Annotated in this window: 23 protein-coding genes; 16 read left to right on the plus strand and 7 right to left on the minus strand. The window is 74.3% G+C overall.

Annotated features, from left to right (window positions below):
- Nucleotides 1-25: 25 nt before the first annotated feature.
- The 3 genes from paaZ to paaK form a co-directional block, all read right to left on the minus strand.
- On the minus strand, nt 26-2,080 hold the full coding sequence (gene paaZ / locus ACWIX7_RS06480; RefSeq protein ID WP_448620732.1) for a phenylacetic acid degradation bifunctional protein PaaZ: 2,055 nt from the start codon (nt 2,078-2,080) through the stop codon (nt 26-28).
- 54 nt (nt 2,081-2,134) lie between these two features.
- Nucleotides 2,135-2,746, minus strand: coding sequence for a TetR/AcrR family transcriptional regulator (locus ACWIX7_RS06485; RefSeq protein WP_448620733.1), 612 nt, complete (start codon nt 2,744-2,746; stop codon nt 2,135-2,137).
- A gap of 70 nt (nt 2,747-2,816) precedes the next feature.
- Nucleotides 2,817-4,163: a phenylacetate--CoA ligase PaaK gene (gene paaK, locus ACWIX7_RS06490; RefSeq protein WP_448620734.1), complete on the minus strand. Its 1,347-nt coding sequence runs from the start codon at nt 4,161-4,163 to the stop codon at nt 2,817-2,819.
- A gap of 224 nt (nt 4,164-4,387) precedes the next feature.
- On the opposite strand from paaK, the gene paaA reads away from it, so the two are divergent.
- The 8 genes from paaA (at nt 4,388) to ACWIX7_RS06530 (ending at nt 10,695) form a co-directional block, all read left to right on the plus strand.
- Nucleotides 4,388-5,380 (plus strand): 1,2-phenylacetyl-CoA epoxidase subunit PaaA, encoded by a 993-nt coding sequence (paaA, locus tag ACWIX7_RS06495; protein ID WP_448620735.1) that lies wholly within the window; start codon nt 4,388-4,390, stop codon nt 5,378-5,380.
- Nucleotides 5,377-5,739, plus strand: a complete 363-nt coding sequence (paaB, locus tag ACWIX7_RS06500) for a 1,2-phenylacetyl-CoA epoxidase subunit PaaB (protein ID WP_448620736.1) — start codon at nt 5,377-5,379, stop codon at nt 5,737-5,739. Before paaA ends, paaB begins: the two co-directional genes overlap by 4 nt.
- Before the next feature lie 113 nt (nt 5,740-5,852).
- Nucleotides 5,853-6,746, plus strand: a complete 894-nt coding sequence (paaC, locus tag ACWIX7_RS06505) for a 1,2-phenylacetyl-CoA epoxidase subunit PaaC (protein ID WP_448620737.1) — start codon at nt 5,853-5,855, stop codon at nt 6,744-6,746.
- Entirely contained in the window at nt 6,743-7,267 is a 525-nt protein-coding gene (paaD, locus tag ACWIX7_RS06510; protein WP_448620738.1) for a 1,2-phenylacetyl-CoA epoxidase subunit PaaD, read from the plus strand. The genes paaC and paaD overlap by 4 nt, the downstream gene beginning before the upstream one ends.
- A gap of 3 nt (nt 7,268-7,270) precedes the next feature.
- Nucleotides 7,271-8,365: a 1,2-phenylacetyl-CoA epoxidase subunit PaaE gene (gene paaE, locus ACWIX7_RS06515; protein WP_448620739.1), complete on the plus strand. Its 1,095-nt coding sequence runs from the start codon at nt 7,271-7,273 to the stop codon at nt 8,363-8,365.
- A 4-nt stretch (nt 8,366-8,369) separates the two neighbouring features.
- Nucleotides 8,370-8,672 (plus strand): hypothetical protein, encoded by a 303-nt coding sequence (locus ACWIX7_RS06520; protein WP_448620740.1) that lies wholly within the window; start codon nt 8,370-8,372, stop codon nt 8,670-8,672.
- Complete coding sequence (locus ACWIX7_RS06525; protein WP_448620741.1) at nt 8,669-9,115, plus strand: thioesterase family protein; 447 nt, start codon at nt 8,669-8,671, stop codon at nt 9,113-9,115. Before ACWIX7_RS06520 ends, ACWIX7_RS06525 begins: the two co-directional genes overlap by 4 nt.
- 233 nt (nt 9,116-9,348) lie before the next feature.
- Nucleotides 9,349-10,695 carry an MFS transporter gene (locus ACWIX7_RS06530; protein ID WP_448620742.1) on the plus strand — a complete coding sequence of 449 codons (1,347 nt, stop codon included), beginning with the start codon at nt 9,349-9,351 and terminating at the stop codon, nt 10,693-10,695.
- 19 nt (nt 10,696-10,714) lie between these two features.
- On the opposite strand, the gene ACWIX7_RS06535 is transcribed toward ACWIX7_RS06530, so the two are convergent.
- Nucleotides 10,715-11,113 (minus strand): nuclear transport factor 2 family protein, encoded by a 399-nt coding sequence (locus ACWIX7_RS06535; RefSeq protein ID WP_448620743.1) that lies wholly within the window; start codon nt 11,111-11,113, stop codon nt 10,715-10,717.
- A 90-nt stretch (nt 11,114-11,203) separates the two neighbouring features.
- On the opposite strand from ACWIX7_RS06535, the gene ACWIX7_RS06540 reads away from it, so the two are divergent.
- The 6 genes from ACWIX7_RS06540 (at nt 11,204) to ACWIX7_RS06565 (ending at nt 16,200) form a co-directional block, all read left to right on the plus strand.
- Entirely contained in the window at nt 11,204-11,389 is a 186-nt protein-coding gene (locus ACWIX7_RS06540; protein WP_448620744.1) for a hypothetical protein, read from the plus strand.
- Nucleotides 11,390-11,512: 123 nt separating this feature from the next.
- The gene (locus ACWIX7_RS06545) at nt 11,513-12,850 is read left to right on the plus strand and encodes an MFS transporter (RefSeq protein ID WP_448620745.1); all 1,338 of its coding nucleotides are present in this window, start codon (nt 11,513-11,515) and stop codon (nt 12,848-12,850) included.
- Between the two features lie 157 nt (nt 12,851-13,007).
- A complete protein-coding gene (locus ACWIX7_RS06550; RefSeq protein WP_448620746.1) occupies nt 13,008-13,577 on the plus strand; it encodes a helix-turn-helix domain-containing protein in 570 nt (189 codons plus the stop codon).
- Nucleotides 13,574-14,863: an MFS transporter gene (locus ACWIX7_RS06555; protein WP_448620747.1), complete on the plus strand. Its 1,290-nt coding sequence runs from the start codon at nt 13,574-13,576 to the stop codon at nt 14,861-14,863. The genes ACWIX7_RS06550 and ACWIX7_RS06555 overlap by 4 nt, the downstream gene beginning before the upstream one ends.
- On the plus strand, nt 14,856-15,974 hold the full coding sequence (locus ACWIX7_RS06560) for an NAD-dependent epimerase/dehydratase family protein (RefSeq protein ID WP_448620748.1): 1,119 nt from the start codon (nt 14,856-14,858) through the stop codon (nt 15,972-15,974). Before ACWIX7_RS06555 ends, ACWIX7_RS06560 begins: the two co-directional genes overlap by 8 nt.
- A 70-nt stretch (nt 15,975-16,044) precedes the next feature.
- A complete protein-coding gene (locus tag ACWIX7_RS06565; RefSeq protein WP_448620749.1) occupies nt 16,045-16,200 on the plus strand; it encodes a hypothetical protein in 156 nt (51 codons plus the stop codon).
- A gap of 84 nt (nt 16,201-16,284) precedes the next feature.
- On the opposite strand, the gene ACWIX7_RS06570 is transcribed toward ACWIX7_RS06565, so the two are convergent.
- Complete coding sequence (locus ACWIX7_RS06570) at nt 16,285-17,439, minus strand: acyl-CoA dehydrogenase family protein (RefSeq protein ID WP_448620750.1); 1,155 nt, start codon at nt 17,437-17,439, stop codon at nt 16,285-16,287.
- A 169-nt stretch (nt 17,440-17,608) separates the two neighbouring features.
- Between ACWIX7_RS06570 and ACWIX7_RS06575 the strand changes: the two genes are divergently transcribed.
- Complete coding sequence (locus tag ACWIX7_RS06575; protein WP_448620751.1) at nt 17,609-18,088, plus strand: STAS domain-containing protein; 480 nt, start codon at nt 17,609-17,611, stop codon at nt 18,086-18,088.
- A gap of 64 nt (nt 18,089-18,152) precedes the next feature.
- Here the strand turns inward: ACWIX7_RS06575 and ACWIX7_RS06580 are convergent, their stop codons facing one another.
- Nucleotides 18,153-19,010 (minus strand): aldo/keto reductase, encoded by an 858-nt coding sequence (locus ACWIX7_RS06580; protein ID WP_448620752.1) that lies wholly within the window; start codon nt 19,008-19,010, stop codon nt 18,153-18,155.
- A gap of 116 nt (nt 19,011-19,126) precedes the next feature.
- Between ACWIX7_RS06580 and ACWIX7_RS06585 the strand changes: the two genes are divergently transcribed.
- Nucleotides 19,127-19,708, plus strand: coding sequence for a histidine phosphatase family protein (locus ACWIX7_RS06585; protein WP_448620753.1), 582 nt, complete (start codon nt 19,127-19,129; stop codon nt 19,706-19,708).
- Here the strand turns inward: ACWIX7_RS06585 and ACWIX7_RS06590 are convergent.
- Complete coding sequence (locus tag ACWIX7_RS06590; RefSeq protein WP_448620754.1) at nt 19,686-20,771, minus strand: EAL domain-containing protein; 1,086 nt, start codon at nt 20,769-20,771, stop codon at nt 19,686-19,688. The two genes, ACWIX7_RS06585 and ACWIX7_RS06590, sit on opposite strands and share 23 nt — an antisense overlap.
- Between the last annotated feature and the right edge of the window lie 74 nt (nt 20,772-20,845).

Genomic DNA, 20,845 nt, shown 5'->3' on the forward strand with positions numbered 1-20,845 from the left:
AGAGCCGGCTCCCGAGCCCCTCCGCTCACGCGGCGGGAGGCCAGGTCTTGGCGACCATCGTGAGGACGTCGTAGGTCGCCACCGGCTTGCCCTCGCCGTTCACCACGACGGCGTCCCAGCGGACCTCGCCGTGGTCGGCGCCGCCGCGCGGGGTGATCTGCTTGGCGGTGAGCGTGACCGTGAGCTCCTCCCCCGGCTTGACCGGGGTGAGGAAGCGCAGGTCGTCCACGCCGTAGTTGGCCAGCACCGGACCCGGGTCCGGGTCGACGAACAGCCCCGCCGCCCACGAGACGATCAGGTAGCCGTGGGCGACCCGGCCGCCGAAGAGCGGGTTGGCCCGGGCGGCATCCTCGTCCATGTGGGCGTAGAAGGTGTCGCCGGTGAACTCGGCGAAGTGCTCGATGTCCTCCAGCGTCACCCGGCGCGGGCCGGCGGTCACCGAGTCACCGATGCGCAGCTCGGCGAGCGGCTTGCGGAACGGGTGGACGCCGTCGTCGGTGCGGCGGGCCCCGGCGACCCAGCGGCCCCCGATGGCGGTGAGCATGTCGGGCGAGGCCTGGACCGCGGTGCGCTGCATGTGGTGCAGCACGCCGCGGATGCCGCCGAGCTCCTCGCCGCCGCCGGCGCGGCCCGGGCCGCCGTGGACCAGCACCGGTAGCGGGGAGCCGTGGCCGGTGTTCTCCCCCGCGTCGTCGCGGTCGAGCACCAGGATCCGGCCGTGCGCGTGCGCCGCGCCCAGCACGAACTCCCGTGCGACCCGCTCGTCGTGGGTCACGACGGAACCGACCAGGCTGCCCTGGCCGCGCGCGGCGAGCTCCACGGCCTGCGCCACGCCGTCGTAGGGCAGCACCGTGCTGACCGGCCCGAAGGCCTCGACGTCGTGCGGCTCGGCGGCGGTCACGTCGTCGCAGCGCAGCAGCATCGGGGGCAGGAAGGCGCCGCGGTCCTTGTCGGCCCCGACCACGTCGAAGTGTTCGGGGTCCCCGACGACCAGCTCGGCGACGCCGCGCAGCGCCTTGAGCGAGCGCAGCACCTCCTGCCGCTGGTCGACGCCGGCCAGGGCGCCCATCGTGACGCCGTCCGCACCCGGGGCGCCGACGACGACCTCGGCGAGCTTCCCCCGGGTGGCGTCGACGACGTCGTCCACCAGCCCGCGCGGCACGAGCGCCCGGCGGATGGCCGTGCACTTCTGCCCGGCCTTCACGGTCATCTCGGTGACCAGCTGGTCGACGAACAGGTCGAACTCGGGGGTGTCCGGGGTGGCGTCGGGCCCGAGCACGGAGCAGTTGAGCGAGTCGGCCTCGGCGTTGAACCGCACCGAGTTGGCGACCACCGACTGGGTGCTCCGCAGCTTGCGGGCGGTCGCCGCCGAGCCGGTGAAGAAGACGAGGTCCTGACCGTTCAGCTGGTCGAGCACGCCGGCCGCGTTGCCGGCCAGCAGCTGCACCGAGCCCTCGGGCAGCAGGCCCGACCCGACGATCGCCCGGACGACCGCCTCGGTGAGGTAGGCGGTCTGGCTGGCCGGCTTGACGATCGTCGGCACGCCGGCGAGGAAGGCCGGGGCCAGCTTCTCCAGGAACCCCCAGACGGGGAAGTTGAACGCGTTGATCTGCACCGCCACCCCGCGCAGCGGCGTGTAGAGGTGCTGGCCGACGAAGGTGCCGCCCCTGCCGAGCGGCTCGACCGCACCGTCGAGGACGACGGTGTCGTCGGGCAGCTCGCGGCGACCCTTGCTCGCGTAGGACAGGACGGTGCCGAAGCCGCCGTCGACGTCGACGGCGCTGTCGCGGTCGGTGGCGCCGGTGCGGCGGGACAGCGCGTAGAACGCGTCCTTGTCGGCCATCAGGCGCAGGCCCAGCTGCTTGAGCAGGCCGGCCCGCTGGTGGAAGGTCAGCTCGCGCAGCGCCGGGCCGCCGACGGTCCGGGCGTGGTCGAGCATGGCGGCCACGTCCAGGCCGGTGCTGCTGATCCGGACGACCGTCTCGCCGGTGACGGCGTCCGCGATCGGCGTCCCGTCGTCCGGGGCGGCGTACCACCGGCCGGCGACGTAGCTCTCCAGGAGCGGTGCGGGGTGGGTCATGGCGGTCTCCTCGGGGCCCGGTGGTCCCCGGGCCGGCAGGGGTCAGGGCAGGTCTCAGGACCTGGCGCGCAGGCCCTGGAAGGTCGTGGCGACGAGCGCGTCGGCGAGGTCGTCGGCGGACAGGCCGCCGTCCGGGCGGTACCACTCGGTCAGCGAGTTGACGGTGCCGAAGAGCAGCCGGCTGGTGACCGCGGGGTCGACGTCCGGACGGACGCCGCCCTCCTCCTCCGCGGCACGCACGAGGTCGGTGACGACCCGGTCGAACTCGCGGCGGCGCGCCAGCGCCGCCTCCTCGACCGGGGAGTTGCCGCGCACCCGGAGCAGCAGGGTGACGAACGGCAACTGCTCGGTGAGCACGCGGACCGAACCCCGGACGACGTGCTCCAGCCGGTCGATGGCCGGACCACTGGTGGCGCCCGGCTCCTCGGTGACGGCGAACAGCGCGTCCAGGGCCCGGTCGAGCGCCAGCCGGAGCAGCTCGACCTTGCTGGACACGTGGTGGTAGATCGCCGACTTGGTGACGCCGAGCCGCGTGGCGAGCTCCTCCATGCTCGTGGCGTCGTAGCCGCGTTCGTTGAAGACCGCGACGGCCGTGTCGAGCAGCGAGTCCAGCGAGTGGCCGGGGCGGCCGCGCCGGGTCCGGGCGGGATCGGCCGTGGACGTCACGCGCGCTCCCCCGTCATCGGTTCGCTCCCGCGGGGCGTTCCGCTCCTCCGTGCGTTCCTCACTGCGCTGCTCACGCCCCTGTCCGCTCCCGGAGGTCGTAGATCCGCTTGAGCTTGCCCATCGACCGGGCCAGGGTCTCCGGATCCACGACGAGCACCTCGATGCTGGTGCCGATGGTGTCCTTCACCGCCTTCGCGACCTCGGCAGCGGCGCTCGGCCGGCGCTCGGCCGGGCAGTCCGGGCGCGCCTCGATCCGGCAGGTCAGGTGGTCCATCCGGCCGCGCGTGGTCAGCTCCAGGGCGAAGTGCGGCGACAGTCCGGCCGTACGGAGGACGATCTCCTCGATCTGGGTCGGGAAGAGGTTGACCCCGCGCAGGATGATCATGTCGTCGGTGCGGCCGGTGATCTTCTCCATCCGGCGCATGCCGGGCCGGGCAGTACCGGGCAGCAGGCGGGTGAGGTCGCGAGTGCGGTAGCGGATGACCGGCATGGCCTCCTTGGTGAGCGAGGTGAAGACCAGCTCGCCCTGCTCGCCCTCGGGGAGCACCTCGCCGGTGAGCGGGTCGATGACCTCCGGGTAGAAGTGGTCCTCCCAGACGTGGAGGCCGTCCTTGCTCTCCACGCACTCCTGGGCGACGCCGGGGCCCATCACCTCGGACAGGCCGTAGATGTCGACGGCGTGGATGCCGGCGCGGTCCTCCATCTCCAGGCGCATCTGCTCGGTCCACGGCTCGGCGCCGAAGATGCCGATCTCCAGCGAGCTGGCGCGCGGGTCGAGGCCCTGCTTCTCGAACTCGTCGATGACGGTGAGCATGTAGGACGGCGTCACCATGATGATCCGCGGCTGGAAGTCGGTGATCAGCTGCACCTGGCGGGGCGTCATGCCGCCGGAGACCGGGATGACGGTGCAGCCCAGCTTCTCGGCGCCGTAGTGGGCGCCCAGTCCGCCGGTGAACAGGCCGTAGCCGTAGGCGTTGTGCAGCTTGTCGCCGGGCCGCCCGCCGGCGGCTCGGATGGAGCGCGCCATGACGGTGGCCCAGGTGTCGATGTCGCGCTCGGTGTAGCCGACGACCGTGGGCCGACCCGTGGTGCCGGAGGACGCGTGCACCCGCCGGACCTGGTCCTGCGGGACGGCGAACATCCCGAACGGGTAGTTGTCCCGCAGGTCGGCCTTGCTGGTCGTGGGGAACCTCGCCAGGTCGGCGAGATCCCTGCAGTCGTCGGGGTGCACACCCGCGGCGTCGAAGGCCTGCCGGTAGTGCGGCACGTTCTCGTAGGCGTGCCGCAGCGTCCACTGCAGACGCTCCAGCTGGAGGGCGCGGAGCTCGTCGACGGACAGGCGCTCCGCCGGGTCGAGGAGCGTCTCGTCGGGGGGCGCCCCCAGGTGGCGGGTGCTCTCGCTCGTCGTAGCCGTCATGGCCGATGCCTCCGTCGTGCAGCGTCGTCGCCGGACGGTCGGCGGAGCGCGAGGCACCAAATACCGACCGGATGGTCAGGTAATCAACTCCCCACCGGGGGCCCTGTCAAGCCCTCCGGAAGAACTCGCCCGGCGGGCTTGTGCGGCGGAGGTCCGTCGTGCAGACTCATTACCGACCATCCGGTCAGTAAATGACCGCTCGCCGTCGCACCCGAGGGAACGAGATGTCGGCACCCACCCTGGAACGGCCCGCTCCTGACGAGGCCGCGCTGCAGCAGCAGTTCGACGCCACGATCGCCGCCGACCACCGCATCGAGCCGCGCGACTGGATGCCCGAGGGCTACCGCAAGACGCTCATCCGGCAGGTCGCCCAGCACGCGCACTCCGAGATCATCGGGATGCAGCCGGAGGGCGACTGGCTGCTGGCCGCGCCGAGCCTGCGGCGCAAGGCGATCCTGCTGGCCAAGGTGCAGGACGAGGCCGGCCACGGCATGTACCTGTACTCCGCCGCCGAGACGCTCGGCGCCGACCGGGCCGACCTCACCGACAAGCTCATCGAGCGCAAGCAGAAGTACAGCTCGATCTTCAACTACCCCACGCTCAGCTACGCCGACGTCGGCGTCATCGGCTGGCTGGTCGACGGCGCGGCGATCTGCAACCAGGTGCCGCTGTGCCGCTCCTCGTACGGGCCCTACGCGCGGGCGATGATCCGCATCTGCAAGGAGGAGTCGTTCCACCAGCGGCAGGGCTACGAGCTGCTGATGACGATGATGCGCGGCACCGACGAGCAGCGGGCGATGGTGCAGGACGCCGTCGACCGCTGGTGGTGGCCCTCGCTGATGATGTTCGGCCCGCCGGACGACGACAGCCCGAACTCGGCGCAGTCGATGGCCTGGGGGATCAAGCGGCACAGCAACGACGAGCTCCGCCAGCGTTTCGTGGACATGAGCGTCCCGCAGGCGCAGTTCCTCGGGGTCACGCTGCCCGACCCGGACCTGACCTGGGACGAGCAGAACGGCCACTGGCGCTTCGGCGCGATCGACTGGGACGAGTTCAAGCGCGTCATCAGCGGCCACGGCCCGGCCAACGACGAGCGGATCGCCCGCCGCCGCGCCGCGCGCGACGACAACGCCTGGGTCACCGAGGCAGCGACGGCCTACGCACGCAAGCACGACGGCGGGCGACCGGCCGAGGAGCACGCCGGGAGCGCGGCATGAGCCTCACCAGCGAAGGCGGGCACGGCGCGGTCCCCACCGGCGCCGAGATCCCCGTCGAGCCCACGCCCGCCGCCAGCCGGCGCGACTGGCCCCTGTACGAGGTGTTCGTGCGCGGGAAGCGCGGGCTCAACCACGTGCACGTCGGGTCCCTGCACGCGCCGGACGACGAGATGGCGGTGCACGCCGCCCGCGACGTCTACACCCGGCGCAACGAGGGCGTGAGCATCTGGGTGGTCAAGGCCGCCGACATCACCGCCTCGAGCCCCGACGAGAAGGACCCGCTGTTCGCCCCGAGCGGTGACAAGGTCTACCGCCACCCCACGTTCTACGAGATCCCCGAGAACGTCCCCCACATGTAGGACCCCCTCTCCCCCCACTCCCCTCGTACCTCGGGGAGCGGGGCCCTGAGAACGGGCCGTTCCATCCAAGCATTCACGAGGCAGGGAGCGTTGCGTTGGCCCACGAGGAGACCGTGTACGAGGCCCTGGACCACGCGCACGGTGGCGAGGGGCACTGGGCGTTCGGCACCGGGTTCGACGAGCCCCTCGCCGGCGTCGACACCACCGTCCCCGACGACATCGACCCCGCCGACCTCGGCGAGTACTGCCTGGTGCTCGGCGACGACGCCCTGGTGCTCGCCCAGCGGCTGACCCAGTGGATCACCGCCGCCCCGGAACTCGAGGAGGAGGTGGCGATCGCCAACGTGGCGCTGGACCTGCTCGGCCAGGCCCGGCTGCTGCTGGCCCGTGCCGGCTCGGTGGGCGTGCTGGGCCGGTCCCGGGACAAGGCCACCGAGAGCATCCCCGACGAGGACGCGCTCGCCTACTTCCGGGACCCCGACGAGTTCCGCAGCTCCGGTCTGGTCGAGGCCCCCAACGGCGACTTCGCCCAGACGATGGTCCGGCTCCTCGTGGCCGCCACCGTCCGGCTGGCCGTCTTCACCCGCCTCCGCGGGTCCCGCGACCCCGTGCTCGCCGCGATCGCCGCCAAGGGCGTCAACGAGCTGGCCTACCACCGCGACCACGCCGCCCGCTGGGTGCTCCGCCTCGGCGACGGCACCGCGGAGTCGCACCGCCGCGCCCAGGCGGCGGCCGACACCGTGTGGCCGCTGCTGGCCGACGTCTTCACCGCCACCGACGTCGAGCGGCGGCTCACGGAGGCCGGCGTCGCCGTCGACCCGGCCGACGTCCGCGAGGAGGTCTCGTCCGTGCTGACGCAGGTGCTCGACCAGGCGACGCTGCGGGTGCCCGAGTGGCCGGCCGACACGGCTCCGCGCGGGCGCGTCGGCGAGCACGGCCCGGAGCTGGCCGAGCTGCTCGGCACGCTCCAGGGGCTGGCCCGGCAGCACCCGGCGGCGACCTGGTGAGCGCCGTGACCCTGCAGCGGGCTGCCACCACCGATCCCCGCACCGTGGCCGAGACGGTCACCGACCCCGAGCTGCCGATGCTCACCCTCGCCGACCTCGGCGTGCTGCGGGACGTGCGGACCGAGGACGACGGCACGGTGGTCGTCGACATCACGCCCACGTACTCCGGCTGCCCGGCGATGGGCGTCATGCGCGCCGACCTCCTGCACGCCCTCCACCGGGCCGGCTTCCCCCGGGTCGACGTCCGCACGGTGCTCTCCCCCGCGTGGAGCACCGACTGGATCAGCGAGGAGGGCCGGCGGAAGCTCGCCGCCGGCGGCATCGCCCCGCCGGGCAGGGCGCCCGTCCGCCCCGCTGGCCCGGTGCCGCTGCAGCTCGGCCCGACCCGCCGCACCGCCACCTGCCCGCAGTGCGGCTCGCCCGACACCGAGGAACTGAGCGAGTTCAGCGCGACCGCCTGCAAGGCCCTCCGCCGCTGCCGCAGCTGCCGCGAGCCGTTCGAGCACGTCAAGGAGATCTGACCCGTGACCACCGCCGAGGCCCCGGCAGTCCCCGCGCGACGCCGGCCGCAGTTCCACCCGTTGAAGGTCGCCCGCGTCGAGCCGCTGACCGACGACGCGGTCGCCGTCACCTTCGACGTCCCGCCGGAGCTGGCCGAGGACTACGCGTTCAAGCCCGGCCAGGCCCTCACCCTGCGCCGGGTGGACGGCGACCGCGACGAGCGCCGGTCCTACTCCATCTGCGCGCCGGTCGGCGCCGCGCCTCGCGTGGGCGTGCGCGAGGTGCCCGGCGGCTTCTTCTCCTCCTACCTCGTGCACGAGGTGCGGCCGGGCGACGAGATCGAGGTGCTCCCGCCGTCGGGCACCTTCACCGCCGACCTCTCCGTCCCGGCCGACCACGTCTTCGTCGTCGCCGGCTCCGGCATCACCCCGGCCCTCTCGCTGGCCGCCAGCGTGCTGCGCGACGGGCAGTCGACCGTCACCGTCTTCTACGGCAACCGGCGCACCAACACGGTCATGTTCGCCGACGAGCTCGCCGACCTGAAGGACCGCTACGGCACCCGGCTGCAGCTGGTGCACGTGCTGTCCCGCGAGCCGCGGGACGCCGAGCTGACCAGCGGCCGGCTCGACCGCGACCGGCTGCACGCGCTGATCGAGGCGTTCGTCGACGCCGAGCACGTCGACCACTGGTGGCTGTGCGGCCCGCACGGGATGGTCGGCGACGCCCGCGACCTCCTGACCGAACTGGGCGTGCCGGCCGACAAGGTGCACCAGGAGCTCTTCTACGTCGACGACGTCCCGCCGCAGCCCGTCCGCGGCGACGACGAGACCGTCGAGGGCCCGAGCAGCCAGGTCACCGTCGTCCTCGATGGCCGGTCGACCACGCTGGCCCTGCCCAAGGACGAGACCGTGCTGGACTCCGCCCAACGGGTCCGCTCGGACCTGCCGTTCGCGTGCAAGGGCGGGGTCTGCGGCACGTGCCGGGCGCGGGTCACCGACGGGGAGGTGGAGATGCGGCGCAACTACGCCCTCGAGCCGAAGGAGGTCGAGGCCGGTTACGTGCTGACCTGCCAGTCGGTGCCCGTGTCCGACGCCGTCACCGTGGACTTCGACGCCTGACCCGATGGGCGTCCGGGTCCTGCAGGTGGACGTCCGGCGCGGCGTCGTCACCCTGGAGCTCGACTCCCCCGCCGACCGCGACGCGCCCTCGCCGGCGGTGCGCGCCCCGCTGCGCTCGGCCCCGACCGAGGCGATCGCCGACGACTCCGTGTGGGTCGCCGTCCGCGGCCCCGCGCGTGCCCACGGCGTCGGACTCCTGGCCGCCTGCGACGTCGTCGTCGCGGCCGCGTTCGCCCCCACCGAGGTGCGGATCGGGGGCGTCGCCGCGTCCCGGGAGGAGCGGCCGGCCCGCTGGGTGCCCGCGTGATCGCCGTCCCCGTCGGGGAGGTCGCCGAGCTGGACGTGGTGGTGACGCCGGAGATGACCGTCCGGTTCGACGAGCTCGGACCGGTCCACCCGGTGTACGCGACCTACTCGATGGCCAAGCACTTCGAGGAGGCCGGCCGGAAGCTGCTGCTCCGGTACCTCGAGCCGGGCGAGGCCGGCATCGGACGGTCGGTCTCGGTCGAGCACCTCGGTCCGAGCTGGGTCGGCGACGCCGTCCGGGTGACGGCCCGCTGCGTGGAGGTGCGGGGGAACCGGCTCACCTGCGAGTGCAGCGCCGTCGACGCCGACGGCCGCGAGCTGGGCCGGGGGACGACCGTCCAGGCCGTCCTCCCGCAGGAGGTGCTGGAGGCCCGCATCGGTGGGGGCGCGCGTGAGCGCGTCCGTCGAGCCGGACCAGGTGACGCCCCGCGCGAGACGTACTGACCGCCTCGTCGACCACACAGCCGGAGTGCTGCGGTGCTCCAGCTGTCAGCGGGGGGCTGCGCCCGGGGGACGCGGCGGGGTGGGCAGTGTGCGTCGGTCCGTTGTGCCCACCCCCGGACTCCGATACCTTGGCGCCGTCAGATTACTGACCTTTCGGTCAGTAACAGCCCGGTCGCACCCCTGGGGTCCCGATGTCGGCTCGAACGGCCACCGCACCGCCCACCCGTCAGCGGATGAGTTCCGAGGAACGCAAGGTCCTCGCGGGCACCCTCGCCGGCACCACCATCGAGTGGTACGACTTCTTCATCTACGCCCAGGCAGCCGGCCTGGTGCTGGCGCCGCTCTTCCTGGCGCCCGTGAGCGAGGACTCGCCCGGGCTCGCCACGGTCATCTCGCTCGCGACCATCGGGATCAGCTTCCTGTTCCGCCCCCTGGGCGCCATCGTCGCAGGGCGCTTCGGTGACCGGCTGGGTCGCAAGAAGATGCTCGTCTTCACCCTCGTGCTGATGGGTGCCGCGACCGCCCTGATCGGCCTGCTCCCGACCTACGGGCAGATCGGCATCGCCGCGCCGGCCCTGCTCGTCCTCCTGCGGGTCCTGCAGGGCTTCTCGGCGGGCGGGGAGTGGGGCGGCGCGGCGCTGATGTCCGTCGAGCACGCACCGGTCGGCCGTCGTGGGTTCTTCGGCGCGTACCCGCAGATCGGCGTGCCGGTCGGGATGATCCTCGCGACGGGCGTGCTGTGGGTCCTGAGCACCGTGACGACGCCGGAGCAGTTCCAGTCGTGGGGCTGGCGGATCCCGTTCCTCCTCTCGGTCGTCCTGATCGTCATCGGCTACCTCATCCGGCGCGCCGTCGAGGAGAGCCCCGTCTTCAAGGAGATGCGGCTGCGGAGGAAGGAGTCCTCGGCACCGCTGCGCGACCTGTTCCGGAGCAACACCAAGCAGGTCGTCCTCACCGCGCTCATCTTCGTGGCGAACAACGCCGCGGGTTACCTGCTCATCGCGTTCTTCATCGCCTACGCCACCGGGGCCCTGGAGATGCCGCGCGAGTCGGTGCTCCTGGCCACCACGCTGGCCTCGTTCGGCTGGTTGGTCTTCACCATGTACGGCGGCGCCCTCTCCGACCGGATCGGCCGGGTGCGCACCTTCCAGATCGGCTACGCCCTGGTGTTCGTCTGGATGATCCCGCTGTTCCTGCTGATCGACACCCGCAACATCTGGCTCTACGGGCTCGCACTGTTCCTGCTGACCATCGGGCTGGGTCTCTCCTACGGGCCGATGTCGGCCATGTACGCGGAGATGTTCCCCGTCGCGGTCCGCTACTCCGGCGTGTCCATCGGCTACGCGCTCGGCGCGATCCTGGGCGGGGCCTTCGCCCCGATGATCGCTCAGCTCCTCCTGCAGTCGACCGGGTGGTCGGGGTCGGTCGGCCTCTACATCATGGCCCTGTGCCTCGTCTCCTTCGCGGCGGTGACCGTCGCCGGCGAGACCAGGGGGAACGACCTCCGGGTCGCCGAGGCCCACGACCAGTACCTGCGCGAGCACCCCGAGGCGGCGGACGAGCTGGGCCGCCGGACCTGACGCCCGCCGCTCGGCCCGGTCAGCCTCGCGCGGCCACCTCGTCGGACTCCCGCAGCCCGGCGGCGGCGAGCGCGGCGGGCAGCCCGTCGTCGTGGCGCCGGAACCGGGTGATGACGCCGTGGGCCACGAGGAACTCCGACGCGACGACGGCCCGGCCCCGCTCGACGCCCGTTGCGGGGTCGGACCAGGTGGCGTCCTGCTCGACGACGACCGCACCCCGGGTGCCGCAGAACCAGCGCAGCGGGCGTGCGGTGAACCCGGCGCGGGCCATCCACGGACCCAGCACCTCGCGACCGCGCACGCTGCCCCGCGGCCCGACCACCTCGAGGTCCGGCGCGCACAGCGCCATGGCGACCGCGGCGTCGGCCCGGTCCACCGCGTCCAGCCAGGCCTCGACCACTCCGAGCTGCCCCGTCACGGCGGCGACCGTAGTCCGCCGGCCGCATGGAGCGCGCCCCCCGCGGGCACACCGGGGACCCGTTCGCAGACGAGCCCCTGGGAGCACCCCGTGACCACCACCCGTACCCGCCGCTGGCGCCTCGCCGTCGCCGGCGTGGCCATCGCCGCGACCTCGTTCACGACCGCAGCGTGCGGCTCGGACGCCGTGGACGACGGCGTCGAGCAGGAGGTCGAGGACGCCGGCAACGAGGTCGAGGAGGAGGTCGAAGGCGGCGACCAGGACGGCGACGGCTGACCTGCCCGCCGCGTGACCGAGCTCGCGAGGTCACGCATGGGCAGAGCACCGGCGGACACGAGGCCGACGAGCGCCAGCGAGGAGGTCGCGTGACCGTGCGCCGCACGGGGTACGCGGCCGCCCGTGAGCACCGACGCGACCACCACCTCGGCCAGCCGCGCGCAGCGGCTCGACCGGCTGCCGTTCACCCGCGAGCACGGCCGGCTCGTGGTGGGCTCCGGCCTGGGCTGGGCGCTGGACGCGATGGACGTCGGCCTCATCTCCTTCGTGATGGCCGCGCTCGCCGTCCAGTGGTCGCTCACTCCGACCGAGCTGTCCTGGATCGGCTCGATCGGCTTCGTCGGGATGGCGCTGGGCGCCACGCTCGGCGGGCTGCTGGCCGACCGCATCGGCCGGCGGCAGGTCTTCGCGCTCACCCTGCTGGTCTTCGGCGTGGCCACCGGCGCCGCCGCGCTCGCCTGGTCGGTGGGCTCGCTGCTGGTGTTCCGCTTCCTCATCGGCCTGGGCCTGGGCGCCGAGCTGCCGGTCGCCTCCACGCTGGTCAGCGAGTACGCACCGGCCCGGGTGCGCGGCCGGGTCGTCGTGCTGCTCGAGGCATTCTGGGCGGTCGGCTGGCTGCTGGCAGCGCTGATCGGCTACCTCGTCGTCCCGGGCAGCGACGCTGGCTGGCGGTGGGCCCTCGCGCTGGGCGCCGTCCCCGCCCTGTACGCGGTGGTGGTGCGCCGCGGGCTGCCCGAGTCGGTGCGCTTCCTCGAGCTGCGCGGCCGGACCGACGAGGCCGAGGCCGCGGTGCGCCGCTTCGAGTCGGCGGCCGGCGTGGCGCCGGTGCCGTCTGCCCCGGCGCGGCCGGTGCCGGCCGCGCGACCGGGTGAGCTGTGGGCACCGGGCTCCCGGCGGCGGACGGCGGCGCTGTGGACGGTCTGGTTCGGCATCAACTTCGCCTACTACGGCGCGTTCATCTGGCTGCCCACGCTGCTGGTCGCCTCGGGCTTCTCCCTGGTCCGCTCGTTCGGCTTCACGCTGCTGATCACGCTGGCCCAGCTGCCCGGCTACGCCGCCGCGGCGTTCCTCATCGAGCGGTGGGGCCGCCGGCCGACGCTGGTGGTCTTCCTGCTGGGCTCCGCCGCCGGCGCCGTGCTGTTCGCGCTGGCCGCCGGGGACACCGCCGTCCTGGTCACGGGCATGGTGCTGTCGTTCTTCAACCTCGGGGCCTGGGGCGCGGTCTACGCCGTGACGCCGGAGGTCTACCCCACCGCGCTGCGTGCGACCGGCGCCGGCGCGGCTGCCGGTTTCGGCCGGATCGCCTCGATCGTCGCGCCGCTGTGCGTGCCGCCGCTGCTGGCCGCCGGCGGCAACGGCCTGGTGTTCGGCGCCTTTGCCGCCTTCTTCCTGCTCGCCGCACTGGCCGGGTGGGCGCTGCCCGAGCGCCGCGGTGAGTCGCTCGAGACCCCCGTCCACTGACGCTGCCCACCCCGCAACGCCCCCCCGTGATCATCGGCGGGTGGCGGCGGCGGTCGGCGTGTCGCCCGGCCACCTACCGGTGGTCACGGTGGTCACTTCCCCCGTCGATGCAGAGAAGTCTTTGCAGAGGAGTCTCTGCACCCCTAGGCTCGGGCGGGTGACCTCCGACTCCGTCGACGTCCACGACCCGCGGGTGCTCCGTGCGCTCGCCCACCCGCTGCGCAACTCCCTGCTCGGGCTGCTGCGCGCCGACGGGCCGTCCACGGCCTCGAAGCTGGGCCAGCGGCTGGGCGAGAGCAGCGGGACCACCAGCTACCACCTGCGGCAGCTGGCCGACCTCGGCTTCGTCGAGGAGGTGCCCGGGCAGGGCACGGCCCGCGAGCGCTGGTGGCGCGCCCGGCACCGCAGCACCCGGTGGCGCACCGACGAACTGGTCGACCAGCCCGGCGGCCGGGAGGTCGTCGAGGAGGTCACCCACCTGTCCGTGGGGCAGCAGCGCCGGCTGCTGGCCGCGCACGCCGAGCAGCGGGACGACCTCGACCGGGAGTGGCGGGAGACGACGTCGCTCAACGACTGGGTGCTGCGCCTGTCCCCCGCCCGCGCCCGGGCCCTGACCGACGAGCTCAACGCGGTGCTGGAGCGGTGGCGGGCCGAGGAGGAGCAGCCGGACCAGCCGCCGGTGCACGTGCTGGTCGACGTCTTCCGGCTCGCGGAGTACCCGTCGTGACCGGCGTCCGGTCCGCCACCCGCCGCTACGTCGGGCTGACCGCGCTGCGCTGGCTGCCGGTCGGGCTCAGCGCGCCGGTGACCGTGCTGCTGGCCTCGGCCCGGGGCCTGTCCCCCGCCGACATCGGGGTCGTCGTCGCGGTCTACTCGGTCGTCGTCCTGGTCCTCGAGCTGCCCACGGGCGGGCTGGCCGACGCCCTCGGCCACCGGCCGGTGCTGGTGCTCGCCGGGCTGCTGACCACTGCGGGGCTGCTGCTCCTGGCCGTCGCCGACAGCACCGCGCTGTTCGCCCTCGCCTGGGCGCTCAAGGGCGTCGGGCGGGCGCTGGACTCCGGGCCGCTGGAGGCCTGGTACGTCGACGCCGTCCACGCTGCCGACGCCGATGCGGACGTCACCCCGGGCCTGTCGCGGGCGGGTGCCGCGGACGGGGCGGGCCTGTGCCTGGGCGCCGTGCTCGGCGGGCTGCTGCCCCTGCTCGCCGACGGCACCGGCGACGCGGTGCTGGTCCTGCCGGTGCTGCTGGCCGCGGCGCTGTCAGTGGTGTCGGTCGCGGCCGTCGCCGTCCTCGTCGTCCCCGTGGGCACGCCCCGCGGCTCGGGTGTCACCGCGCTGCGCGCCGGCGTCCGCGCCGTGCCCGCCGTCGTCCGCGACACCGCGCGGCTGGTGTCGCACGACCGCCTGCTGCGACGGGTGCTCGCCGTCTCGCTCCTGGTCGGGGCCGTGCTGACCACGCTCGAGCTGCTCGGCCCGCTGCACGTCGCCGAGCTCACCGGCAGCCGCACCGAGGGCGCGGCGCTCTTCGGCGTCGTCATGGCCGTCTCGTATGCGGCAGCCGGACTCGGCGCCCTGCTGGCGCCGGCCGTCCGTCGGCTGGCCCGGGGCTCGGTGGCGGGCGCCACCACCGGGCTGGCGGTGCTCGGCTCGCTCGCCGTCGCCACGGTGGCGGCCGCCGGGCCCCTGGCGCTGGGCGGCCTGTTCGCCGTCTTCTACGTCGCCAACGCCGCCGCCTGGCCGCTGTGGAAGCAGGTGCTGCACGGACGGGTGGGCGCCGGGCAGCGGGCCACGGCCCTGTCGGCGTCGTCACTGGCCCTGCAGGTCGGCGCGCTCGGCGGCAGCCTGCTGGTGCCCCGGCTGGCGGAGGCGGCGGGCACCGGTGCCGGCTTCCTCGCCGCCGCGGGGGCGCTGCTGGCGGTCGGGCTGGTGTCCTCGGGGCTGCGCGCGCGGCACTCCACGGCGCCGGACCCGGGTACACCGGCCGCGGCGGGGGTAGCGGCGGGACATGGCTGAACCGACCAGCAACCGTCTGCAGGGCCTGAGGGTCGCCGTCACCGGCGCCAGCGGCAACGTGGGGACGGCGCTGCTGCGCCGGCTCACCGCACCCGGCAGCGGCGTGGCCGAGGTGCGGGGGCTGGCCCGGCGGCAGCCGCCGTCGATCGCGCCCTACGACGGCGTCCGGTGGCACCTGGCCGACCTCGGCGAGACCCGCAGCGAGCACGAGATCACCCGCTTCCTGGACGGCGCCGACGCCGTCGTCCACCTCGCCTGGGCGCTGCAGCCGGGCCGGCAGCCCGAGCGGCTGCACCGGGTCAACGTCGACGGCACCCGACGGCTGGCCCGCGCCGCGGCCGGCGCGGGCGTGCAGCACTTCGTGCACCTGTCCTCGCTGGGCGCCTACGCCCCCGGCGGCGGCGACCGGAAGGTCGCCGAGGACTGGCCGGTCACCGGCATCCCCAGCTCCCAGTACAGCCGGGACAAGTCCCAGGCCGAGCTGGTCGTCCGCGAGCAGCTCGGCTCCCGCGAGGGGACGACGCTGACCGTGGTGCGCCCGACGCTGGTGCTGCAGCCGGAGGCCAGCAGCGAGATCGGCCGCTACTTCCTCGGGCCGCTGCTGTTCGCCGCCGCCCGCCTCCTGCCCGAATCGGTGGCCAGGCTGCTGCCGCTCCCCCTGCCGTCGCTGCGGGTGCAGGTCGTGCACGCCGACGACGTCGCGGACGCGCTCGTCGCGATGCTCGACCGCCGCGCCCCGGGGCCGTTCAACCTCGCCGCCGAGCCGACCTTCGACGCCGACTCCCTCGCCCGCGCCCTCGGCACGGTCCGCGTGCCGGTGCCCGCCATCGTGCTGCGGACCACGCTGTCGGCCGCCTTCCACGCCCACGTCGTGCCCACCGAGCCCGGCTGGCTCGACCTCGGCCTGCAGGCACCGGCACTGGACAGCTCCCGCGCCCGCCGGCTGCTGGAGTGGTCGCCGCAGCACCCCGGGGACGAGGTGCTGCGGCAGTTCGTCGCCGCGCTCGGCCGCGGCGAGGGCGCGCCGGGCCCGCTGCTGAGCCCCGCCGGCGGCCCCGAGCGCGACCCGGCCGACGACCCGGCCAACACCCCCGGCCCGCGCGCGACCTGAGCAGCGTGCCGATCGACTCCTCCGCCCCCGCCAACCGCGACGCCCACGCCGGCCGGGAAGCCGACGTCTCGTGGCGGGAGGCGGTGCGGTCGGTGTTGGACCCCACCGGGCCGGACGAGACGAGAGCGACCGGCTCGTCGCCGCCCGCGCCGACCAGCTGCCCGCCTACGAGCCGGTCGTGGAGACCGACCGCTGGACGCTGTGGACCGGCTCGCTGCGGTCGTGACCGCCCGCCACCCCTGCCGTGCCGCACGCCGAGGCGGTCGACGGCCGGCTCGGCACCGGGGTCGGCCGGTAGGAGGGTCCTCCCTCAGCCGCGCGGCATGCCGGCGTCGCGCAGCAGCCCACCGCCGATGATCACCCGTTGCACCTCGCTGGTGCCCTCGTAGAGCCGGTAGAGCCGGGCGTCGCGGTAGAAGCGCTCGACCGGCGTCGTCCGCAGGTAGCCCAGGCCGCCGTGCACCTGCACCGCGCGGTCGACGGCCCGGCCCACCATCTCGGTGCAGAAGAGCTTCGCCGACGACGGGCCGATCGAGGTGTCCTCGCCGGTGTCGTAGCGGGCGGCGACGTCGCGGACCATCGCCCGGCCGGCCAGCAGCTCGGCGTGCGTGTCGGCGATGAGCGCCTGCACCAGCTGGAACCGACCGACGGGAGCGCCGCCCTGCTTCGCGGTCGCGGCGTAGGCCACCGACTCGTCGAGCACCCGCTGCGCCATCCCGACGCAGAGCGCGGCGATGTGCAGCCGGCCGCGGGAGAGCACCGTGAGCGCCTTGGCGTAGCCGCGGCCCTCCTCGCCGATCAGCGCGTCGGCGGGCACGCGGGCGTCGTCGAGGAAGACCTCCGCGGTCCAGGCGCCGGCCTGGCCCATCTTGCGGTCCTTGGGGCCGACGGTGACCCCGGGCGTCCTGGCGTCGACGACGAAGCTGGAGATGCCCCGCCCGCCCCTCTCCGCCGGGTCGCTGCGGGCGAAGACGACGAACAGGTCGGCGATCGGCGCGTTGGTGATGTAGCGCTTGGCCCCGTTGAGCACCCAGCCGTCGCCGTCCCGGCGGGCGGTGGTGCGCAGCCCCGCGGGGTCCGAGCCGGCCTCGGCCTCGGTCAGCGCGAACGAGCCGATCAGTTCGCCCGAGGCCAGCCGCGGCAGGTACGTCTTCTTCTGCTCGTCGCTGCCGAACTTCGCGATCACCTGGCCGGCGATGCCGTTGTTCGTGCCGAACAGCGAGCGGAACGCCGGGGTGGTGTAGCCGAACTCGAAGGCCAGCTCGACGTCCTCGGCCATGGTGACGCCCAGGCCGCCGTGCTCCTCGGGTAGCGCGTAGCCGAACAGCCCCATCTCGGCGGCCTGCGCGCGCAGCTCGTCGGGGATGCGGTCCTCGTCCTCGATGCGTTCCTCGAGCGGGATCACGACCTCCCGCACGAGCTTCCGGACGGCGTCCCTGACCTGGCGGAAGTCCTCGGCGTCCACGCCGCCATGGTGCCGCGCGTTCCGGCCGGCTGCTGCAGCGGGGCTGCCGGGGACTGAGCGCTGCGCAGTCACCCAGGCACGTTGGGTTGTAGGTGTCCGTGGGCGGCACTACCGTCGGAAGGGACCGCCCGAAACCGTCGGCGGTGCAGTACCCCTGGTCGGAGTCCCTGTGCCGCACCTGCAGATCGCCGTGGTCCCCGCTCCGGACCAGGTCGTCGTCCGGCTGACCGGCGACGTGGACGTCCCGGCCGCCCGGCGGCTCACGCAGGCCCTGCAGGAGGCCGCCGTCGTCGGGCGCGGGGCGGTCGTCGTGGACGTCGCCGGCGCCTGCTTCCGCGACTGCTCCGGCCTGCGGGTGCTGGCCGTCTTCTCCGACACGCTCGTGCCCGCCGGCCGCTCCTGCCGTGTCGTGGGCGCACCCGCGGCCACCCGCCTCCTGGTCCGCTCCGCGGGGCTCGGCGACCGGCTCGAGCTCGACGGCCCCGTGGACGAGGTCGACCCGCGTCCCGCCGCCCCCCTGCCCACGCCGCGTACGCCGTCCCCGGCGCGGCGCGTGGGTCTGCCGTACCAGGGACGACCCGCGCGGCGCGCCGAGGACCGGCCGCTGCGGCGGCAGGTCCGCCCGGGGACGCTGCGCCGCTGGCGCTGAACCGGCCCCCTTGCAGGGTCCCGCCGCGAGCTCGCGAGTGGCGGGGGGCAAGGGGGTCCTTCCTCTACGACGCGAGCGCGTCCAGGCGGGCCATGTCCTCGTCGGAGAGGCGCAGCTGGGCCGCACCCAGGTTCTCCGTCAGGTGCTCGACGGACTTGGTGCCGGGGATCGGCAGGACGACCGGCGACGTGTGCAGCAGCCAGGCCAGCGCCACCTGGGACGGCGTGGCGTCCAGCTCCCGGGCGATGTCGGCGACGGGGCTGTCCGGCGCGGCCAGGTCCCCGGTCGCGATCGGGAACCACGGGATGAAGGCGATCCCGTGCTCGGTCGAGTAGTCGAGGACGTCCTGCGACTGCCGGTTGGTCAGGTTGTAGAGGTTCTGCACGCTGACGATGTCGACGATCCCGCGGGCCTGCTCCAGCTCGGCCACGGAGACCTCGGAGACACCGATGTGGCGGACCTTGCCCTCGTCCTGCAGCTCTCTGAAGGCGCCGAGCTGGTCGGCCAGCGGCACCTCGGCGTCGATGCGGTGCAGCTGGATGAGGTCGATGCGCTCCAGCTCCAGCCTGCGCAGCGACAGCTCCACCTGCTGCTTGAGGTAGGCGGGGCGGCCGACCGGCGTCCAGATGCCCGGGCCCTGCCGGGTCAGGCCGGCCTTGGTCGCGATGACCAGGCCCTCCGGGTACGGGCGCAGCGCCTCGGCGATGAGCCGCTCGCTGACCTCCGGGCCGTAGGAGTCGGCGGTGTCGATGAAGTCCACGCCCTGCTCGACGGCGGCGCGCACCACCCGGCGGGCGTTCTCCGGATCGGCCGGCTCTCCCCACACCCCGGGGCCGGGCAGCTGCATGGCGCCGTAGCCGAGACGGTGGACGGGCAGGTCCCCGCCGATCGAGAAGGTGTCGGTGGGCGCGACCGCGGTCATGCTGCCTCCAAGGGGTCGATCCGTGGCCGGGTGCCACGGGGATCTCTGTCCGCAGCAGCAGCCGCACCGGGCGTTGCTCTTCCAGGATGTGACCGCCGACACCGTCAGGAGAACCCATGGGCGAGATCGTGGTGCTGCGGCACGGGCAGACCGAGTGGAGCCTCAGCGGCCAGCACACCAGCGTCACCGACCTGCCGCTGCTGCCCGAGGGCGAGGAGCAGGCCCGCCGGCTCCGCGGGGAGTTCGGGGACCGCCGGTTCGCTGCGGTCTGGGTGAGCCCACGCCTGCGGGCCCGCCGGACCGCCGAGCTGGCCGGCCTCACCCCCACCGCGATCGACGAGGACCTCGTGGAGATCGACTACGGCGGCTACGAGGGCCGGACGACGGCGGAGATCAGCGAGGAGATGGGCCGCACCTGGTCGGTGTGGATCGACGGCACCATCCCCGGGGCGACGCCCGGAGAGACGCTCAAGGACGTCGGCGTGCGAGTGGACCGGGTGCTCGACCGCGCCCGCGCGCTGCTCGGCGACGGCGACGTGCTGCTGGTGGCGCACGGGCACGTGCTGCGCATCCTCACCGCCCGGTGGCTCCGGCTCGAGCCCGCGGCCGGGGCCCTGTTCGCGCTACCGGCGGGCTCCTACGGCGTGCTCGGGCACGAGCACGCCCGGCCGGCGCTCACCGGCTGGGGCCTGCACTGACCCGCGCGACCGGCGGGGGGACGGGACGGCCGAACAGCCAGCCCTGACCCAGGTCGGCGCCCAGCCGGGTCACCTCGTCGGCGATCCGCTCGGTCTCCACACCCTCGGCCACGACCTGGGCGCCCAGTGCGTGCGCGAGCTCGACGATCGAGCGGACCATGGTGCGGGCGCCGTCGTCGGGCAGCGCCTGCACCAGCGGCCGGCCCAGCTTGACGACGTCCGGCCGGACGGTGGCCATCAGCGAGCGGCTCGACCAGCCCGCCGCGACGTCGTCCAGCGCGACCCGCCAGCCCCGGGAACGGTGGTGCTCGAGCACCGACAGCAGGTGCCCGCGGTCCCGGACGGCGGAGACCTCGCCGACCTCGACGACCAGCCGGGACGGGTCTATGCCGGCGTCCTCCAGCGCCTGCACGGTGCCGGCCAGGTCCACCTGCGGCCGGTGCACCGACGCCGGGTCCGAGTTGACGAACAGGTCGGCGTCCCCGAGCCAGGGCACCGCCCCGGTGATCGCCGACTCGCGGCCGATCCGGTCCAGCCGGGGCAGCCAGCCGGCGGACTCGGCGACGAAGAAGAGGTCCTCGCCACCGACCTCCTGGCCGTCGACCGTCCCGCGCAGCAGCGCCTCCTGCGCGACCACGGCGCGGTCGGCCAGCCGGACGATCGGCTGGTACACCGACCACAGCTCGGCCTCGGCCAGCAGGCCGATCTCCGCGGTGATCCCGCGGCGGGCCAGCTCGACGGCGAGCGTGGGGGCGGTGAGCAGCCGCGCGGCCAGGGCCGCTCCGCCGTCCGGCGGGTCGGTGGCCACGCGCAGGTCCTCGGCCTCCGCCGTCGTCAGCTCACGAGCCAGCCGGCGGAACAGCCGGTCGACGCCGCGGCCACCGTCCTCGTCGTCGAGGTCCAGCAGGTCCGGGGACGCCGACACCGCCAGCCCCAGCACCCGCGCCGCGCGGGCCACCTCGGAGAGCAGGTGCGCGTCGGAGGTCGCCAGCAGGACCCGGGTGGCCCGCCCGGGGAGGTGCCAGTACTCCCGGCGCCGGAGCCGTCCGTCCGTTCTCGCCACCGCCCGAGGATGACCGAGGCGGGCAACCGGACCCGAGAGGCGCGCGGTCGGGCATCCTAGTGCAAGGGCACTAA

Source organism: Geodermatophilus sp. URMC 65, assembly GCF_053502545.1.

Bases quoted from the DNA above. Each gene is read 5' to 3' on its own strand.
- ACWIX7_RS06520 (WP_448620740.1), top strand. From the start codon at position 8,370: ATGGGCGTCCGGGTCCTGCAGGTGGACGTCCGGCGCGGCGTCGTCACC.
- paaK (WP_448620734.1), bottom strand. From the start codon at position 4,163: ATGACGGCTACGACGAGCGAGAGCACCCGCCACCTGGGGGCGCCCCCC.
- paaA (WP_448620735.1), top strand. From the start codon at position 4,388: ATGTCGGCACCCACCCTGGAACGGCCCGCTCCTGACGAGGCCGCGCTG.
- ACWIX7_RS06560 (WP_448620748.1), top strand. From the start codon at position 14,856: ATGGCTGAACCGACCAGCAACCGTCTGCAGGGCCTGAGGGTCGCCGTC.
- ACWIX7_RS06585 (WP_448620753.1), top strand. From the start codon at position 19,127: ATGGGCGAGATCGTGGTGCTGCGGCACGGGCAGACCGAGTGGAGCCTC.
- ACWIX7_RS06530 (WP_448620742.1), top strand. From the start codon at position 9,349: ATGAGTTCCGAGGAACGCAAGGTCCTCGCGGGCACCCTCGCCGGCACC.
- paaB (WP_448620736.1), top strand. From the start codon at position 5,377: ATGAGCCTCACCAGCGAAGGCGGGCACGGCGCGGTCCCCACCGGCGCC.
- paaZ (WP_448620732.1), bottom strand. From the start codon at position 2,080: ATGACCCACCCCGCACCGCTCCTGGAGAGCTACGTCGCCGGCCGGTGG.
- ACWIX7_RS06580 (WP_448620752.1), bottom strand. From the start codon at position 19,010: ATGACCGCGGTCGCGCCCACCGACACCTTCTCGATCGGCGGGGACCTG.